Origin of the sequence: Salibacterium lacus, assembly GCF_042684865.1 — a bacterium.
In the GTDB taxonomy this organism is placed as follows: Bacteria; Bacillota; Bacilli; order Bacillales; family Marinococcaceae; genus Salibacterium; species Salibacterium lacus.
This window is the reverse complement of the sequence record NZ_JBHUML010000005.1, coordinates 358,125-375,507: the sequence shown is the minus strand read 5'-3', so window position 1 is coordinate 375,507 and position 17,383 is coordinate 358,125. Positions and strand designations below refer to the sequence as shown.

13 protein-coding genes and 2 pseudogenes are annotated in these 17,383 nt (G+C 36.9%); 8 read left to right on the top strand and 7 right to left on the bottom strand.

The genetic code is table 11. The annotated features are described in order from the left end of the window. The first annotated feature begins 32 nt into the window (after positions 1–32). Entirely contained in the window at positions 33–3,080 is a 3,048-nt protein-coding gene (locus ACFSUB_RS15015; RefSeq protein WP_380714074.1) for an Eco57I restriction-modification methylase domain-containing protein, read from the top strand. A 221-nt stretch (positions 3,081–3,301) separates the two neighbouring features. On the opposite strand, the pseudogene ACFSUB_RS15010 reads toward ACFSUB_RS15015, so the two are convergent. Next, a pseudogene (locus ACFSUB_RS15010) lies at positions 3,302–3,868 on the bottom strand (IS110 family transposase); the annotation flags it as partial. A 147-nt stretch (positions 3,869–4,015) separates the two neighbouring features. Here ACFSUB_RS15010 and ACFSUB_RS15005 point away from each other — a divergent pair. Then, the gene (locus tag ACFSUB_RS15005) at positions 4,016–5,860 is read left to right on the top strand and encodes a class I SAM-dependent DNA methyltransferase (RefSeq protein WP_380714073.1); all 1,845 of its coding nucleotides are present in this window, start codon (positions 4,016–4,018) and stop codon (positions 5,858–5,860) included. 75 nt (positions 5,861–5,935) lie between these two features. Here ACFSUB_RS15005 and ACFSUB_RS15000 read toward each other — a convergent pair. Beyond that, a pseudogene (locus ACFSUB_RS15000) lies at positions 5,936–6,256 on the bottom strand (transposase); the annotation flags it as partial. Positions 6,257–6,958: 702 nt separating this feature from the next. Here ACFSUB_RS15000 and ACFSUB_RS14995 point away from each other — a divergent pair. Together ACFSUB_RS14995 and ACFSUB_RS14990 are read left to right on the top strand one after the other, a co-directional pair. Continuing rightward, positions 6,959–7,231, top strand: a complete 273-nt coding sequence (locus ACFSUB_RS14995; RefSeq protein WP_380714072.1) for a GNAT family N-acetyltransferase — start codon at positions 6,959–6,961, stop codon at positions 7,229–7,231. A 246-nt stretch (positions 7,232–7,477) separates the two neighbouring features. Further along, entirely contained in the window at positions 7,478–8,752 is a 1,275-nt protein-coding gene (locus tag ACFSUB_RS14990) for a hypothetical protein (RefSeq protein WP_380714071.1), read from the top strand. Between the two features lie 519 nt (positions 8,753–9,271). Here the strand turns inward: ACFSUB_RS14990 and istB (ACFSUB_RS14985) are convergent. Further along, positions 9,272–9,994 (bottom strand): IS21-like element helper ATPase IstB, encoded by a 723-nt coding sequence (istB, locus tag ACFSUB_RS14985; protein WP_380714070.1) that lies wholly within the window; start codon positions 9,992–9,994, stop codon positions 9,272–9,274. Between the two features lie 81 nt (positions 9,995–10,075). Between istB (ACFSUB_RS14985) and istA (ACFSUB_RS14980) the strand changes: the two genes are divergently transcribed. Together istA (ACFSUB_RS14980) and istB (ACFSUB_RS14975) are read left to right on the top strand one after the other, a co-directional pair. Beyond that, positions 10,076–11,629, top strand: a complete 1,554-nt coding sequence (gene istA / locus ACFSUB_RS14980) for an IS21 family transposase (RefSeq protein ID WP_380714069.1) — start codon at positions 10,076–10,078, stop codon at positions 11,627–11,629. Next, positions 11,626–12,405, top strand: a complete 780-nt coding sequence (gene istB, locus ACFSUB_RS14975; protein WP_380714068.1) for an IS21-like element helper ATPase IstB — start codon at positions 11,626–11,628, stop codon at positions 12,403–12,405. The genes istA (ACFSUB_RS14980) and istB (ACFSUB_RS14975) overlap by 4 nt, the downstream gene beginning before the upstream one ends. A 42-nt stretch (positions 12,406–12,447) precedes the next feature. On the opposite strand, the gene ACFSUB_RS14970 is transcribed toward istB (ACFSUB_RS14975), so the two are convergent. Both ACFSUB_RS14970 and istA (ACFSUB_RS14965) read right to left on the bottom strand, forming a co-directional pair. Further along, the gene (locus tag ACFSUB_RS14970) at positions 12,448–12,639 is read right to left on the bottom strand and encodes a hypothetical protein (protein WP_380714067.1); all 192 of its coding nucleotides are present in this window, start codon (positions 12,637–12,639) and stop codon (positions 12,448–12,450) included. Continuing rightward, entirely contained in the window at positions 12,632–14,092 is a 1,461-nt protein-coding gene (gene istA / locus ACFSUB_RS14965) for an IS21 family transposase (RefSeq protein ID WP_380714066.1), read from the bottom strand. The genes ACFSUB_RS14970 and istA (ACFSUB_RS14965) overlap by 8 nt, the downstream gene beginning before the upstream one ends. A 44-nt stretch (positions 14,093–14,136) precedes the next feature. Here istA (ACFSUB_RS14965) and ACFSUB_RS14960 point away from each other — a divergent pair, with 44 nt between their 5' ends. Then, positions 14,137–14,664 (top strand): DEAD/DEAH box helicase family protein, encoded by a 528-nt coding sequence (locus tag ACFSUB_RS14960; protein ID WP_380714065.1) that lies wholly within the window; start codon positions 14,137–14,139, stop codon positions 14,662–14,664. A 16-nt stretch (positions 14,665–14,680) separates the two neighbouring features. After that, a complete protein-coding gene (locus ACFSUB_RS14955) occupies positions 14,681–16,219 on the top strand; it encodes a type I restriction enzyme subunit R domain-containing protein (RefSeq protein ID WP_380714064.1) in 1,539 nt (512 codons plus the stop codon). A 386-nt stretch (positions 16,220–16,605) separates the two neighbouring features. Here ACFSUB_RS14955 and ACFSUB_RS14950 read toward each other — a convergent pair whose 3' ends face one another. Continuing rightward, positions 16,606–17,133, bottom strand: coding sequence for a GNAT family N-acetyltransferase (locus ACFSUB_RS14950; RefSeq protein WP_380714063.1), 528 nt, complete (start codon positions 17,131–17,133; stop codon positions 16,606–16,608). Then, the gene (locus tag ACFSUB_RS14945; RefSeq protein WP_380714062.1) at positions 17,133–17,309 is read right to left on the bottom strand and encodes a hypothetical protein; all 177 of its coding nucleotides are present in this window, start codon (positions 17,307–17,309) and stop codon (positions 17,133–17,135) included. Before ACFSUB_RS14945 ends, ACFSUB_RS14950 begins: the two co-directional genes overlap by 1 nt. Positions 17,310–17,383: the final 74 nt, after the last annotated feature.

The following is a 17,383-nucleotide window of genomic DNA, read 5'->3' as shown; positions in this document are numbered from 1 at the left end:
AGGTGAGGATGCTGAATTCAAAGGAAGAAACTATGAATAAATTAAATGAATTAATTAAAGATTTTAAACGAAATACCAATTCAGAAGTTATAAACATTGAAGACGTGACTGAAGAGACAGTAAGGTTTTATATTAATAAAATGCTAGAGATTTTTGGTTGGGATGTTGGGAGCACCAATCAAATAGTACAAGAGAAACATTTAGATAATAGCCAAAAAGAAAAATTGAAATTAATTGATTCAACTCATACAAAACCTGATTATAAAATGGTTAATGGCAAAGTAACTAAAGCATTTCTAGATGCTAAAGACTTAAATGCGGATTTAATACATGACAAGGAAGTAGCTTTTCAAGTCAAATCATATGGATATAGCTCAGACCTCCCATGTTCATTTGCAACTAATTTTCGAGAGTTTGTAGTGTATGATTGTAGATTTGAACCTAATATTAATCAAGAAGCTAATATTGGTGCTGAATTTCTTAGTCTCGAAGATTACATAAATAATTTTGACTTTTTATATCAATTGCTAGATAAAAACTCTATATATAATGGATCTCTTATGCAGTTATATGATAAACAGGGATTCGAAGGCAGTAATACTTTGGACAACAAATTTATGCAAATATTATCTAATTTCCGCTTTGAGCTGGCATCTAATTTACTAACTAATAACCCAGAACTAGGAAATGACAAAGATTATGGTGATTTAAATTATTATGCACAACTGATATTAGATAGAATAATATTTATTAGAGTAGCTGAATCTAAAGGAATTGAAAAGCAAGGATTACTAGAATCTTATTTAGAAAAAGGTTTTTGGGTGAATTTTAAAAGTAGTTGCTATGCTGATTTTTATGAACACTATGATGGAGCTATGTTTGAAAAAGATAAAATCTTTCAAAGGTTACATGTTGATGACTATATATTCAATCAATATATAGAAAAGCTATACTATCCTTCTCCATATAAATTCGATGTAATACCGGTTACCTTAATTGCTGAAATTTATGAAAGATTCTTAAGCACAAAAATTGAAGTAGTTAATGGTGAAGTTAAGGAAATATACAAAGATCTTTATCAAAAGACTAATGGCGGAATTAGTACTCCAAAATATTTAGTCAATTATATTGTAAAAAAAACATTGGATTTAAATAGTGTGACTTCCGCAAAAGAATTATTAGATAACAAAATTCTCGAACCAGCTTGTGGAAGTGGAACATTTTTAGTTTCTGCTTTTAACTTATTAGAATCAAAATTAGTTGAGTTATTTAATAACAATTCAATAGAATCAGAGTATTTAAGTTGGTTTGTTAATGACTTGAATGGAACCTATTTAAAAGTGGATGCTAAAAGAGAAATTATGAAAAATTGTTTATATGGACTTGATATTGATGAAACAGCATTAGAAGTTACAAAAATGACTTTAGCTTTAAAAATTATAGATAATAATCCACTTCCACTTCTAGAAGAAGTAGGAGTGCTTGGAGAAAAAATATTAAAAGAAATTGATCTTAACATGGTGGACGGTAATGCTCTAGTGGAAAATGATTTTTTCGATTTGGATGATATACCTGAGGAAGAACTGTATAAAACAAAACCATTAGAAATCAAATATTTTTTCAAAGATGTATTTGATAAAGGGGGGTTCAACTACATAATAGGAAATCCTCCATATGTCGAACCTAAACATCTTGTGAACCTATACCCACACATGTATCATTATATAAAAAACAAATATTTTGTTGGAGACGGTAAAACGGATTTATCTATTTATTTTATAGCAAGGTCCATTAATTTTTTAAGAGAACATGGGAAATTGGGTTTCATCATGCAAAAGCGCTTTTTTAAAACTGAATATGGAAAAAAGATAAGAGAAACATTAGCTGACAACAATTTTCTAGAAGAGATTGTTGATTTTAAAAGTACTGCAATTTTTAAAGATAGAGCCACCTATATTGCTTACTTAAAGGTTAACAAAAGTGTTAATGAGGAAGTTACATATAGCTATTTTCTACCTAATAAAAGATTAGATGTTCAAAGAGGTTTAGAAAAAGATGAATTGTACGAAGCAGCTATGAAAAAAACAACTATAAATGCAGAAACATTGAAAGAAAGAACATGGTCTTACGATACTTTCTTACTTGCAAACATCAAAGAAAGATTAAAAAATATAGGTAATATTGAATTTGGAAATATACCAGGCATTGAAATAAACACTGGTATTCAACCTTTGTGGAAAAAAATGTATGTTTTGAAAGATTGTAAGGTGAGTAATGGAATTTTATTTGGAACTAACGGTTTTAATGAGTCTGTTGAAATCGAAGAATCACTAATGAGAAAAGTCATATTAAATGAAAATTTTTATTGCTTCAAAATCCTCAATCCAGATACATATTTGTTTTTTCCTTATAAAGGTCAGAGTAATAATGATTTATTAAGTATTAGTGAGTTAGCAAATAACTATAGATGTGCATATGAATATTTAATGAAAAATGAGAAATTAATTAAGGATAATAGGCAATATATTAATGATCCTGAACAATGGCATGGATTTAAGAGAATTCAAAATCATCATTTGTTTAATAAAGACAAAATCATGGTACCTATGACCGCACGTGATACTTTTGCTTCTTATGTAAATGGAAACGAGTTTGCTGATAACGCTAATATATGGCAGATTTTGATAGAAGGCGAGTCGGTTGATTTTAAAAAAGCAGTGGCCTGTATTATAAACTCTAATTCATTTTCAGCGATGGCAAAGATAGAAGCAAATCCACAGCAAAATGATAACTACAAGTTTAATAAACAATTTTTAGTTCCTACTTTGTTTCCTTACTACAATTTAAAAAATTCAGGTAACACACAATTATTATCTGATTTGCATGATCAAATTAAAAATTTGCAGGGAAAATATCATCAAGAGAGTGTAAGAGAAAGAAGAGTTACTTATTCTAGATTAACAAGACTGTGGGAGAAGCTCGATAATATTACTAACGAATTATATGGGTTAGAATCAAATGAGGTTGAGTTTCTCAGTAATTATTCACGAGTAAATAGAGTTGACTTATTATATAGATAAAGAAGCATGCCTATTGTGAGGTGGGGACTGGATAGGAGCGGCCGACTCTGCATAACAAGACAAGTCCGTTCCGATGTAGTATATGATAGAGTTACACAGGAGAAGAGTCTTAGCTCTTACCTAGAGATTTATCACGACTATTTATTATAAATATTGAAGTGATGTGTTTGGCAACTGAGGCAGAGGAACCACCCGCAGGGGGCTGAAGCCATAATTCTATTCCACTGCTTAAATACGCTGTCAAACTCCGGGAAGTAGCGCTTCTTCCAATTTATAAAATGCGTCCTTCTACTTGAGCCAGAAACTGAACGAGTTGATCTCGTCATTTGATGCCTTCCCGCAGTTCAGCATAGATTCCTTCGAGAAGATTGGGGACAGCGTACCTCCCGTCTATTACCTGTTGCGCAATAACTTTGGGCATCTTTGGTATCGTTTTTGCTTGGTGAATTATCATCAATTTCCTTCAGTCGCTTGGTATGCATGGGATTCACCAGGGCCAGGGAACGCCCCCGTTCGTCTGCATAGTAAGCCAAAGGGAGCCAGTAATGCCCGGTGGGTTCCATGCCGACGATGATGTTTATCTTTTGATGCTCTTCCTGATGCCTGGCTGCTCAGTTGAGAAATGTTTCGAATCCTTTCCTGTCATTGGTGAAGATGAGTCGCTTCCCAAACTCAAAGCCGCGGTCATCAAAGGCCCGAGCCACCTGTTTGGTTTTCGCGATATCAATGCCAATTATGAGAGTGTTCGGGGTTATTTGCGTGAGTTTTTTGTTTTGCGTATAATGTATAGTGAGTCCTTCTTGGTTTCTTGGATTCGAGGTCGATGATTTTTCATCGGGTACTCCGTACTATACCAAGGGGGCTCTTTTTTGTTCAAAAACCACATTTTCCCCTAACAGAAATACTCCTATTTGATTTAATTTGGAGGCTGAAATATGAATATAAAAATAGCTATGAAAAACTTAAAAGATAGTATCGGTATTATTAATCTAGAAGCCACTCTTATATATGTATACTTGAAACAGAACAAAATCGATTACAAAAACTCTGACTTTTATTATTGGTATCTAGAATCAATTTCTGAAGAAAATGTTTTTGTAATAGAAGAATGGCTTAGTAATAACAAAATAACATTAGAGTTGGATACTTTAGTAGAGCTATTTGAGTTAATTGTTCCTGAGAAAGAAAAAAAGGAAAATGGTGTTGTATATACACCTTCAAAAATAAAAGACTATATTCTTTCTCAAACTATTGTTGGCAAAAGAACTCCAAAAGTTTGCGATCCTGCATGTGGATGTGGATCTTTTTTGGCATCTGCTGCCTTGTTTTTGCATGATAAATATAAATTATCTTTCAAAGAGATATTCTCTAACTATATTTATGGAGTAGATATTAGCAAGCATAATATTGAAAAAACTAAAATGCTTTTTTCTTTATTAGCACTACGAAATAATGAAAAAACAAATTTGCAATTTAATTTGATACAAGGAAATTCCTTGAATTTGTTATGGGATGATATTTTTGAGGAAATAATCAGTGGATTTGATGTTGTACTTGGCAATCCTCCTTATGTTAGGACTAAAAATATCAGTCAAGAAGTTAAAGATTCACTTAAGTATTGGAGAACAGCAAGTGTAGGATTACCAGATTTATATATTCCATTTTATGAATTAGGTTTAAGTATCCTAAACTCAAATGGGAAGTTGGGATTTATTTCAGTAAATACATTTTTAAAAAGCCTAAATGGAAGAGAGTTAAGAAAACTTTTATTAGAAAATAAATATGAAATGAGCATAATTGACTTTAAAGAAGAGCAAATGTTTAAAAGGATCACAAGTTATACTTGCATTTCTATAATAAATAAGGAGGCTCAAAATGATAAATTGTATTATGCGCCCTATTATGGCGAAAAAGATTTGAGAAATACAAAATTTTATAGTAATCGATATTCTGAACTGAATGATTATAAAAAAGGTTGGAATTTCGGAGATCAAAATGAGCTAATGAACATAAAAAAGATTGAAGCACAAAAAAATAGGTTAGGGGATTTTTTAATAAAAAATGGCATAGCCACTTTAAAAAATGATTTATTTATCTTTACCCCATATGATGAAGATGATAAATATTACTATAGAACGTATTATAATGAAAATTTTAAAATAGAAAAGTCCGTATGTGTAAACATGGCTAAACCAAATATAATGAAGAATGAAGAGGAATTAGAGAGATATTTAGAAAAGGCGATTTTCCCTTATAAATTAGATGACAACAACTCAGTTGTTGTCATAAAACAAGAAGAAATGGAAGAAAATTATCCCAATTGCTTGCACTTTCTAAAAGCTCACAAAAACATACTAGATAATAGGGACAAAGGCAAAGGTAATTACCCTACTTGGTATTCCTATGGTCGCACACAAGGCTTGAACAACCCAAAAGAAAAAAAACTTTTAATACCCTATATGGCTAACCAACCTATAGCAATAATCAGTGAAAGTACAGATTTAATTTTTTATTGTGGTTACGGACTATTTTGTTCTGATGAAATTACTCTATACGTTTTAAAAAAAATTATGGAATCGTCGCTTTTTTGGTACTATATAAAGAAAACGAGCAAGCCATACAATAATGGATATTTTTCAACAGCTAAGAATTATTTAATTAATTTTTCATATCCAGAGTTAAGTGATACTGAAAAACAAACCTTAATTAATTTGGAAAAAACAGAAGTAGATAAGTACTTATGCGAACTATATAATATAGCATATGAAGATATTATATAGTAATAGGTAAAGGTACCGCCAATAAGTTTGTGTTAACGGCAAGGTTGGTATGTCAACACTAAACTGGACAAATATTTAAAGGTGCTTAGACTTGTATTCAGCTGGCGTTAAATAATCTAGTGATCCATGAATGCGAATATGATTGAACCAATGAACATAATCAAATAGTTCAAGATCAAGTTCGTATTGGTTAGAGAAGCTAGAACCGTGGACAAACTCCGTTTTGATAGTCTTAAACGTAGCTTCTGCTACGGCGTTGTCGTAGGGTGTTCCTTTTTCACTCAATGAGCGTTCAATGCCAAAGGTTTCGAGGGCCTGGTCGATGAGTTGATTTTTAAACTCACTACCTCTATCTGTATGAAATACTTCAAGATGATGAAGGTTGTATTTCACCGATGCGTGTTTGTGGCATTCTAAAAATGTAGGTAACGGCAGGCCTTCTATGTTGGTTGCCTAAGGAGGTGAAAACGGAAAAAGATATTTGCCATTTATCCGGCTTTAATCATACTGTCCTTTATTTTGTTTGGAATGACTGCTCCAGAATAAATAAAAGAAACGGATACCGCGTAAAAAGAAGTTGTTAATACCGACAAAGAATCTAAAGCTTCGAAAGAATCTTAACCTGAAAAAACAAAGGTTAAAGGCAACGATGGTGGAACAAATAAGAAAACCGTAGCATCGAAGGAAACCGCTAGTCACATCACAAAAAAATAAGAAAAGAACAGACAAAACGTCTAGTACGACAGCGCTAGGCGATACTAAAGATAAAGCAGAAGAAAAAGAAACTGTATCCACGGAAAATGAACGTGTGAAAACAACGGAAAAATTTAGCAGAGTGGTTGACGGGGACACGATATGCATTTTTCTCTTGCCAAATACACAATGATCGAAATAGTCAGCAAAAGTTGTAGATTTATTTGCAATTTGTTTACCATTTCCCTTCTCTAATTCATTCTCTAGAGTCCAAAATTGCGCTTCCTTTTTATTATCAAAAGTCCTAGTTAGTTTTTTGTGTTTACCATGTTTGTATGAAGTAGTTATGATTGTTTTAGAAAACGATGCTTATGCAGGAGTAGGTCGGTTAGTTCCCATAGAGGGGTGCAAAATGGAAATAGGAAGTATTTATCGTCTTTTCGTGGTAAAGGACTAGCTTCCATGCTGGTCCAAGCATTGGTGGAGGAAGCTAAAAAACAGAATTGGGAAGAAGTATATTGCATTCCTTTTCAAGGGTTACAATCGTTTTATGGAAGCTTTGGATTTCAGAATGTACCAGAGAATCATTTTCTTCCTTCTGCATTGGAAAATAAATTAGATTATTGCCGACAAAACTATGACAAAAGCGTAACCGTATTTTACTTAGAGCATGAATAGAAAATTGTCATCTCGTTAGACGAAGATGTAAGATTGTATATTAAAAATTTTTAATGATATGTCTGTAAAAGTGTTCGTTTGGATAAAAAATGAAAGCTAAAAAACGAACGCTTCCTTTTTTAAGATTTAAAAGACCTTTTAAGTATAGCCTAAAGAAATAAAATCAAAATACTATTAATTCAACTCTTTAACTGATTCACAAGAATGGTTCATTTAAATAATAAAAAATAGAAAGCAGGAAACATAATGAACCAAAATATAAATCTTGAATGTGAAGTTTGCAAAAACGTAGTAAGGCTTAAAGTACAAGGCGGCTATATAAAAATAAATCCTTTTGTTTACAGTTGTCCTGAGTGCAAAGTAACAATAAGTGGTCATTTGATATGGAACGAAGATTTAAAGCAAGGGTTTATCCAAGAATTTAAAAGTAATAATGCAAATTGGTGTGATATTACTGATGACGAATCTCCGACTCATGTTCTGCAATTAGGCACAGAATTTTTTACAGATAAAATCAAGGAGTTCCAACTTGAAGATCCTTCAACGTTTTTTTCTCCTTTTATGCTAGACCCTGCAAGTCATGAAATTAAACAAAAAAAGTCTGTGTTTTCCAGTCTATTGACTGAGCAATTTGACAGTAATGTAGTGATAGTAATGAGGCTATGGGAACTCTATAAGAATGAGAATTATAAATATTTAAATCGCCAGTTATTACTTTACGGATTCGTTAAACCTGTACTCATGGGGGAGATGTTGAAGATTGATTATAAGGAAGTTATGAATAACGTGGTGTATTATCCTTTCAAACCTTTTCTTTCCTACAATGAACGTATGAACGATTTAAAGAAGCTAAAAGTTCTATTAGAACAGACAAAAAATCAAAATCGTGACGAGATTATAAATTTGAAGAAAGATTTAAATGAACTTATCAATTATGCTGATGAAAATATTATTAGCTTACTTAAAAACTTTGCAGAATACTATCATTATTTGTTGCCTGTAATACTATCTAATGTCTTTAGCGAAAATAATATTCAAAATGTAAAAGAGCAAAAAGGAATTTTGACAACGAACTTCGACAATATAAAAAACTATTATATTGAAGCATTTGAAACGCTTTGTTCTTTGTTACCAGTATTTTTAGGTATACAAAATATCATTAAGAGAAGTGATAGAAATGCATTTGAACCAAATATGCAAGCTCAATTTACTAACATAACTGATATAGGTGATTATCATCAAAAAGTAAAAAATAAGGGAAACAAAGTGAAATATTTCACAGAAGAAAATTTGTTTATTGATGTATTTGATATTGAAAACGTATTAGATAATTCTATTAGGAACAGTATTGGTCACCACTCTTATATATATGAGCCCGATAATCAATTAATCAATTTTAAAAATGGAAACAACACTTGGAAACTATATTTAATAGAATTTGCAGATTTACTTTATGAAACATTTAATGCAACATTTGCAGCGTTTGAAGTTATTACTTTTATGAAAAATATCGATCACTAGTAAAGGTGATGAAGATGTCAGATAAAAATGTTGGTTACGCTCGTATAAGTATAGAAGAGCAAAATCTTGAACGTGAAAAACGATTTCCGCAAGAAGTAGGTTGAGAAAAAATCTTTATGGATAAGGATTCAAGCAGGCAAATGAAGCGGATATTTTTAATTAGTTAACATACCCATTATTATCGGAAATTGCTTGTTTTAATCTCAATATAAGAAGTATTCTTCATGTTTTGAGATTAAAAAACAATGGGGATAAATGAAAAAAGACAGCCCAAGCTTTCAAGCTCAGACTGTTTTTTTTTACTGTTGTTCTTCGACAATAATCGAAGCCAATGTATGAACCGCGACTTGAAGCACTTGCTCATCAAAGTCAAACCCAGGCTGGTGATGGGACGAAGGCAACGGCGAATGATAAAGCATATACGTAGCAAGGCCCCCGTGGTCCTGGTGTGTTTTGCAATCAAGAATTTAAGAATATTGCAGCCGAAAGTTTAGAAGGCTGCCAGCCCTTTTGAAACAATTAAGAATTGGATAATGCATGTGTCACACGATAACTATCTCCCGTAAAACTTAATATGTGAGCGTGGTGGATCACCCGATCCACTAAAGCTGCCGTTAGTCTCGCATCAACGAACACTCTGTTCCACTGACTGAACTCCAGATTGGACGTAATCACCAGGCTTTTTTGTTCATACCAGTCTGTAATCAATTGAAATAATAGTTCGGCACCATCCTTGCTGAAAGGAATATAGCCCATCTCATCTAAAATAATCATATCCACCTTGTTGAATTTGTTTCGAAAGGTTTGAAATTTGCCTTCCCGCCAGGCTTTTTCCAGTTGATCCACTAAATCTGCAACGCGGTAAAAGCGTACTTCATATCCCATTCTACACGCTTCTCGTCCAACTCCGGTAGCGATGTGCGTTTTCCCAGTGCCGGGAGACCCCGTTAATACAAGATTCTCTTTTCTTTTGACAAAATGCAGTGCTGTCAGAGCCTCCTGATCAAGATGCGGCGGAAATCTGATTTGGTCCCCCCATTTAAAATCCTGTAGCTCTTTTTCATGAAGGAATTTTGCCTTCTTGATAAGACGCTCTCCTTTTGCTGTTTCACGGTAGTCAAATTCCTGCTGAAAAAGAGTTTCTAAATATTGCTCTGGATCTTCTGAGTACGGCATTTGATTTGTACCACCAATGCAATCTTTTTTACCAACGAATGCAGCGTATTTTACCACTCTCTGCATTTGTCTTTACCATTCCACTGCCTCCTGTATACTTAGTGGGCATGCCTTACGGCATGACATTAGGAATACAGGAGGTTTTTTATGTTTCCTTATCGTCGAATACTGGAATTACAAGGTGAAGAAGAAAGGAGTTTACGAAGCATTGCCGCTATGACTCATCACTCCCGGCAAAAGGTGACGGAAGTCATCCGACTTGCGGAAAAACGGGGGTTGAAGTGTCCATTAGATGAGGAGATGACGGATCCATGGATTGAAGACTTTCTTTATCCCGAGAAAAAATTAGAAGCTTCAGGACGGCACGTGATTGATTTTGACTACTTGTATGCTGAATTGGCTAAACCGAATGTAACCTTGACTCTGCTTCACGAGGAATATAAGAGAGAAGCACAGGCTCAGGGCAGGATCCCTTATGCCTACCGGACATTTACCGAACACTATCACCGCTTTGCCCAAAAATATAAAGCAACGATGCGGATTCGTCGAAAACCGGGAGAAGCATTGGAGGTGGATTGGGCCGGATCCACGTTGTTTATCACCGACCCTGATACGGGAGAAAAAATCAAAGTCTATGTATTTGTAGCGACACTTCCTTGTTCTCAGCTTTCGTATGTAGAGGGTTCTTTATCCATGGACTTAGCAGCTTGGATTAAGCTCCATCAGCGCGCATTTACCTACATGGGAGGGGTGACTCAAATCATCGTTCCCGATAATCTGAAAACCGGCGTCACCAAACACACGTTCAAAGAGTTGGTGTTAAACCAAACATATGAAGACATGGCACGTCATTACCAATCTGTTATTATGCCGGCCCGAGTAAGGGCACCAAAGGATAAAGCCAGTGTGGAAAGCTCCGTTAATACCGTTTCCACGTGGATCATTGCTTCTTTACGAAACAGTCAATGTTTTACGTTGGAAGAGTTGAATCAAGAGATTCACCAAAAGCTTGAAGCGTTTAATCATCGTCCTTTTACAAAAAAAGAAGGATCGAGATGGTCAGCGTTTATGGAGGAGGAGAAATTCGCCCTTTCCCCTCTTCCCGCTAAGCCATATCAGATGGCTGAATGGCGGACGGCCAAGGTTCAGCCCGATTACCATATCTCAGTGAAGAGTATGTTTTATTCTGTTCCCTATGACTATATTGGTAAGCAGGTCGATGTAAGAGCTTCTGACACGGTGGTAGAAGTGTATTTTCATCACATGAGAATAGCCTCTCATCCAACATTATATGGGAAATACGGTCAATATTCCACCCTGGCTGATCACATGCCGGCTCATCATAAACAGTATGCCGAACAAACACCGGCCGAAGCATTGGACTGGGCAGCGAAAATAGGAGAGTATACCCTCCGGGTTGTGACATATCTGCTGGACAGTTACACCATCGAAAAACAAGCTATGAAGTCCATTTTTGCCTTAAAGAAACTGGAACGCAACTATTCCGTTCAAGAGATAGAACAAGCTTGTCACATGGCGTGTCACGTTACAAACCGACCCACGGTCAAGAGTATCCAGACCTTAATCAGAAACAATAAAAGAGAAACCAAGCAGAAAACGTTAACGCAGAAAAATCAAGAAGTTGATGCGAAACACGGTTTTACCCGCGGTGCTTCTTACTTTGGAGGGAAACGTAAATGAACCAGCAGAATATCAATAAACTAAAAACCCTAAAACTATCAGGCATGGCGGAAGCCTATGAAACGCTTCTCTTAAGGAAAGAAAACAGAGAGATGGATTTTGACACGCTATTAGGCATTTTGATTGATCATGAGGAATCCCAACGTAAAAATAACAAATTACACCGCCTTCTGAAACAAGCTGGCTTTCCAGAAGAAGCTTCGATAGAAGATATTTTATATTATGAGGATCGGAAGTTGGATGAACATTTACTGCTCCGTTTAGCCGCGGGGAACTATCTTCTGGATGGCCGAAACGTTATATTAAAAGGAGTATCCGGGTCCGGGAAAACATGGATAGCTACAGCTCTTGGAGTACAGGCATGCCGCCAGTTTTTTCAGGTTCAGTATACACGACTGCCTGACTTATTAGAATCATTTAAAGTAGCCAAATATCAGCAGAATGACAGCTGCGTTAAATTGATGAAAAAACTGTTGAAGGTGGATCTACTGATCCTTGATGAATGGCTGCTTCATGCTTTGACCAATGAAGAAGCAGCTCTTCTGCTGGAAATCATTAATGCCAGGCGTCAGGCTAAACAATCTACGATCTTTTGTTCCCAATTCGACATTGATGGATGGTATGAAAAACTGGGAGACGGCACCTTGGCAGAAGCCATTCTCGACCGTATTATCCATGATTCGTATGACATTTTCATTGACGGAAAGATATCTATGCGAGAACGTTTCGGCGTCCAACAAGAAAAAGAACAGGAAGAGAACAACACTCTCTTTTAGAAAATAATAATGAAAACGGGTGAAACCATAAAAAGACTGGTTTCACCCGTTTTTCGAAGAGTGGTAAAAAGAATCGCATAAAGTGGTACATTTATCCGCAAAAGGTGGTAAAAAAGATGGCATAAGTGGTAAAAGTCGTCCGCCGTACTCATCTTCAAAGGGGATTGTCTTATAAATGTCGGCTACATAAGCTAAACGAAGCGATTTGCACATTTCTTTCAGGCGGTCACTCATGCTGATCCTCCTCTGTAGAAGCCACATGGCCTGGTTGAAGGGAATCATATTTATCCCAGTTCACATCGTAAGGATGATGGGGCCCGCTTGTTTCTTCCGCGTTATCATGAGGGATCAACTCGTAAAACATTTCATTGATTTCTTCCATGGTATGAGTCGAAAGAAACGCTAAGATACTTTTCACTCGTTCTTTTCTCCATTCCTTGGATTCAATACTTAGATAGGACGCTATGCGTCCGGGCAAATAATTGAAATATCGTGAATAGGGAATGGAACGCGGCTTTTGATACCAGTTTTTCAATATCGGCTGCCAAGGGATCTCTCTCTTATGATTCATGTAAGGGCGATACCCTTCCCCGAGTACTTCTCCGTGAGGAGAAAGAACCGTAAATCGATCCCAGTATGTTATCAAATGAATGTAGCTGTGATGATGGGTATTCGGAACATGGATTAATTCATTATCCAGGGTTATTTCTCCATATTTATTGGCTTTTGCGGTCGTTTGTTTGAAAACAGGGTAAGGCTCTTCAGGTAAAGCTAAGCAATATTTTCGTTCCTCTGCGAGGAGGTCAGCAATGGGCTGCTCTTTCTTATAATGGCATCGTTCCTGATCTTTTTTTGTCTTGTCCCACAACATCTCTCGGAGATGCTTAAGATCCCGTATAGTCGGGGAAGGAGTAAAGAAGTTATATCGTATATACCCTACCTTGTTCTCCACATGTCCTTTTTCGTTTCCTCTCCTGGCATTACAGGCTTCGGGTTCAAAACCATAGTGAAGAGCGAAATGTTCAAAAGATTCTGTGAATACTGTTTCTCCATGGGTTCCCCGCGCTTTGACGACAGCTGCAGCCAGGTTATCAATTCGTATTTTTCGTGGCACAGCGCCAAGCTGTTCAAAAAGCGTTTTGAGTCCCTCGAGAAAACATTCTTGGTTTTCGCTCGGCAGCGGAACAGCATATCCCCCATTACTATAAGGAAGACTCATGATTAAGCAGTGAATATCTTTGAACTTTCCATCCTGAACGGCCTCGGTGAGGCCGAAGTCCACCTGAGCATCCGCAGGAGGATGATTTAATCGCTCGAACGCTTTTCCGCCATTTTCCGATTCCAGGCCATGCGTATCTTTCCAGTCGGCAATAAAGTGACACACCGTTCGGTACGATCCTGGAAATCCTTCTTTTTTCAAGTCCAAATAGATTCCTTTATTATTTCTTCTTAACTTCTTCTGTAAAGCTCGGTCTTCAAATAACCAGTCTGAAACGATTTCTCCCCATTTCTCATCGTACATCATTCCTCGTTTTCGGGGAGTAGCTTCCGAAGGAAGGTGGTCTTGATCGGCATATTTTTTGGCTGTTATCCAGCTGATCCCAGTTCGTTTTGTAATGGCATTAATAGAAAAGGATTTTTCATTTCGTAAGTTTTTGATATGCTTAATATCAGGCATTGCCAGCATCCCTTTCACATCCTCACTCGTTTTGATTAGACACCAATTACCTTGTGCAGCATTCGGCAGGAAGCGGCAAATCGAATTCCATCGCCTGGCTGTCGTACCGTCTGTCCAATCTGCATGATGAGACGGATCATCCCTTGTTTGATTCTGTCATCGTTATTACCGATCGAAAAGTGCTTGACCGGCAGCTGCAGGATAAGATTTATCAGTTTGAACACAAGCAGGGTGTCGTTGCAAAAATTGAAAACCACTCCAAGGAACTGGCGCGTGCATTGGAAGCCGGCACCAGAATTATTATTACGACGCTGCAGAAATTCCCTTACATCCTGGACAAAGCAGAAAATCTGAAAGGAAGCCGCTACGCTGTCATTATTGATGAGGCTCACAGCTCCCAGACGGGTGAATCAGCCAAATCGATGAAAGAAGTGCTGAGTGCAAACGGTTTGGAACAGGCGGAAGAAAAAGATCCATCGGAGCGGGACGCTGAAGATGAAATGCTGCGGACGATGCAGGCTCATGGGAAACAGAGCCATTTAAGTTTTTATGCGTTTACGGCTGTTTACGGCTACACCTAAAAAGAAAACACTTGAAATGTTTGGTACACCAAGAGACGTGGAGCAGCTTCCCGAACCGTTTCATCTGTACTCGATGCGCCAGGCCATAGAAGAAGGATTCATACTGGATGTTCTTGAAAACTACACAACCTATGAAACCTTTTTCCATCTGTCCAGGCAGATAGAAGATGATCCGGAAGTGGATAAGAAAAAAGCTTCCCGGGCTATTGCTCGATTTGTCAGCCTTCACCCGCATAATATTTCTCAAAAAGCGGAAGTCATGATTGAACATTTCCGCCGCATCACCCAGCACAAAATTCAGGGAAATGCCAAAGCAATGGTCGTCACGTCGTCCCGACTACATGCTGTCCGTTATAAAGAAGCGTTTGAAAAATACATCCGGGAAAAAGGATATACAGATGTCAAACCGCTTGTCGCCTTTTCCGGCACGGTTCAGGATGAATACGCGCAGGAATATACCGAAGCCGGAATGAATCAATTCCCGGAAAGTGAAGTGCCGCGCCGGTTTGAAGAAGAATTCGAAGTTATGATTGTGGCTGAAAAGTTCCAGACCGGTTTCGATCAACCCCTACTTCACACGATGTATGTCGACAAAAAATTACATGGTGTGAAAGCTATTCAGACCTTGTCCCGGTTGAACAGGACATGCCCGGGAAAAGAAGATACGTTTGTGCTGGATTTCGCCAATAAAGCGGAAGATATACAGGAAGCGTTTCAGCCGTATTATGAAAAAACAATGATCGATGAAACAACAGATCCTAACATGCTTTATGATCTCGTGGATGATCTTGAGGAAGCTCAGGTGTATACAGATTCGGAAGTAGATGCTTTCTGCCAGCTTTATTTCAAGCCGGACTTTAATATTGAACGGGTGGTGGATCAGCGCCGTCTGCACGGGCTGCTGGATCCAGCGGTGGAACGCTTTGATCAAAAAACGGAAGAAGAACAGGAACTTTTCCGCGATCAACTGAATAAGTTTGTACGTTTATATTCTTTCCTGTCCCAGATCATTCCATTTCAGGATCTGGATCTGCACAAGCTCCACACTTTTGGGCGTTTCTTTCTCAAGAAAATCCAGCGTGACAACGGAGACCGCGAAACCTTTCATATCGACAGCAATGAAGTGGAACTGGCTTTCTACCGGCTGCAGAAACAGCAGGAAGGTATGATTACACTGGAAAGCGGAGGAGACTATGCTGTAGGCGGCCACGTCGCATCCGGCAGCAAAAAGTCCGAAGACGACAAGGATAATCTATCTTCTATCATCGAACGTTTAAACGAACGCTTCGCGACAGATTTTGATGATAGTGACCGCCTTTCCATGGAAGCCGTGGAGGAAGAAATGTATAACGATATGGACCTGGCCCAGAAGGCCCGTTCCAACTCCATGGACAACTATCAGTACGCTTTCGAGAAAGAGTTCATCAACAAATGGATTGAACGTATGGATAAAGACCAAAACATTTTTTCCAAGATTATGGATGATGACGAGTTCAAGGAAATGATGATGCTCGAGATGATGAAGCGGGTGTATGAACGGCAGTCACAGATTTAATTTATAGGTTTAAAAGCAGAAGTAGTCTAAACGCTTAAATTCACATGTTGAAGATTTGTAAAAGATTGTTTACATGTTGCTTTTTAGGGAAATAGGTTAAAAATATCTAATCTTGTATTATGGAGGTGAAAATATGCCGGTTAAACATGAACCTACTGGAATTGTGCACAGTGGATCAAAAGGTGGTACAACTGGTTGTGGAAGTAATACTAGAGAGCATTTAAGCCATTGGGTTAATACAAGTGCTAGAATCACATGTGAAAAAAATGGTTGCAAGAACTGATTTTCACTAATTGTTTAGTGAAAAATAGAAGTTAAGAAGATTGCAAGATAAAGTATAGAAGTATGCAAACAAAAAAGGTTGCCCGTAGTGGCAGCTTTACAATTTATAAAGTGGTGTTGTCTTTTAGATCATCAATCTTCAGAACCATATTATGAAGATCCCGGCTCATTCTGTTTAAATAGGTAAATCCACACTTTTTATAAAAATCGATAGTATTTGTGAAGGATTCAACGGATACAAACACCACTCCCACAGACTCAGAGATTTCTCTGCATATATCAAGTGCGATATACATTAGCCACTTCCCGTGATTGTTTCCTTGAAAGGCATGATCAATGCCTATCGCATGAATTCTGATGGCTGGGTACATTTGCTTTCCTATAATTGATTGCACTGTCCAGTCTTCTTTTTTTAATTTAGATTTTGGTATGGGGATATAGTCAGAAAACAAGGTGAAAAAGCCAATAAAATGGCCGCTGTCATTCTGAACAGTATGCGTTTTGGCAAGGTTTTGCTGATGATAGCTGAGGGCATTTTCTTTTAAAAATGATTCTATAAAATTATTGGGGCTTGAACAAGAAAAGGATTGAACGGTGTCAGCTGGCATATTAGAAATGAGATCAAGATGCATTAGACGTTAAAATTACCGCATTTTCTCATTTCTCTTGCTTTTTTCACACCTTTGCGGACTTCTTCCATGTTTTCAGGTTCTTTTTTATTTTTTCCTTCCGCCCAGTCAATAAAATTTTGACGTTCTTCTTCACTGTCAAAGTTAACTTTCATCGGCTTGATTGTTGGGATGGACAAAGACTTATCCTCCTCATCTCTGCACATGCTGATACCACCTTCATTAGAAATGGTACTAGTATATGCCGGCTTTT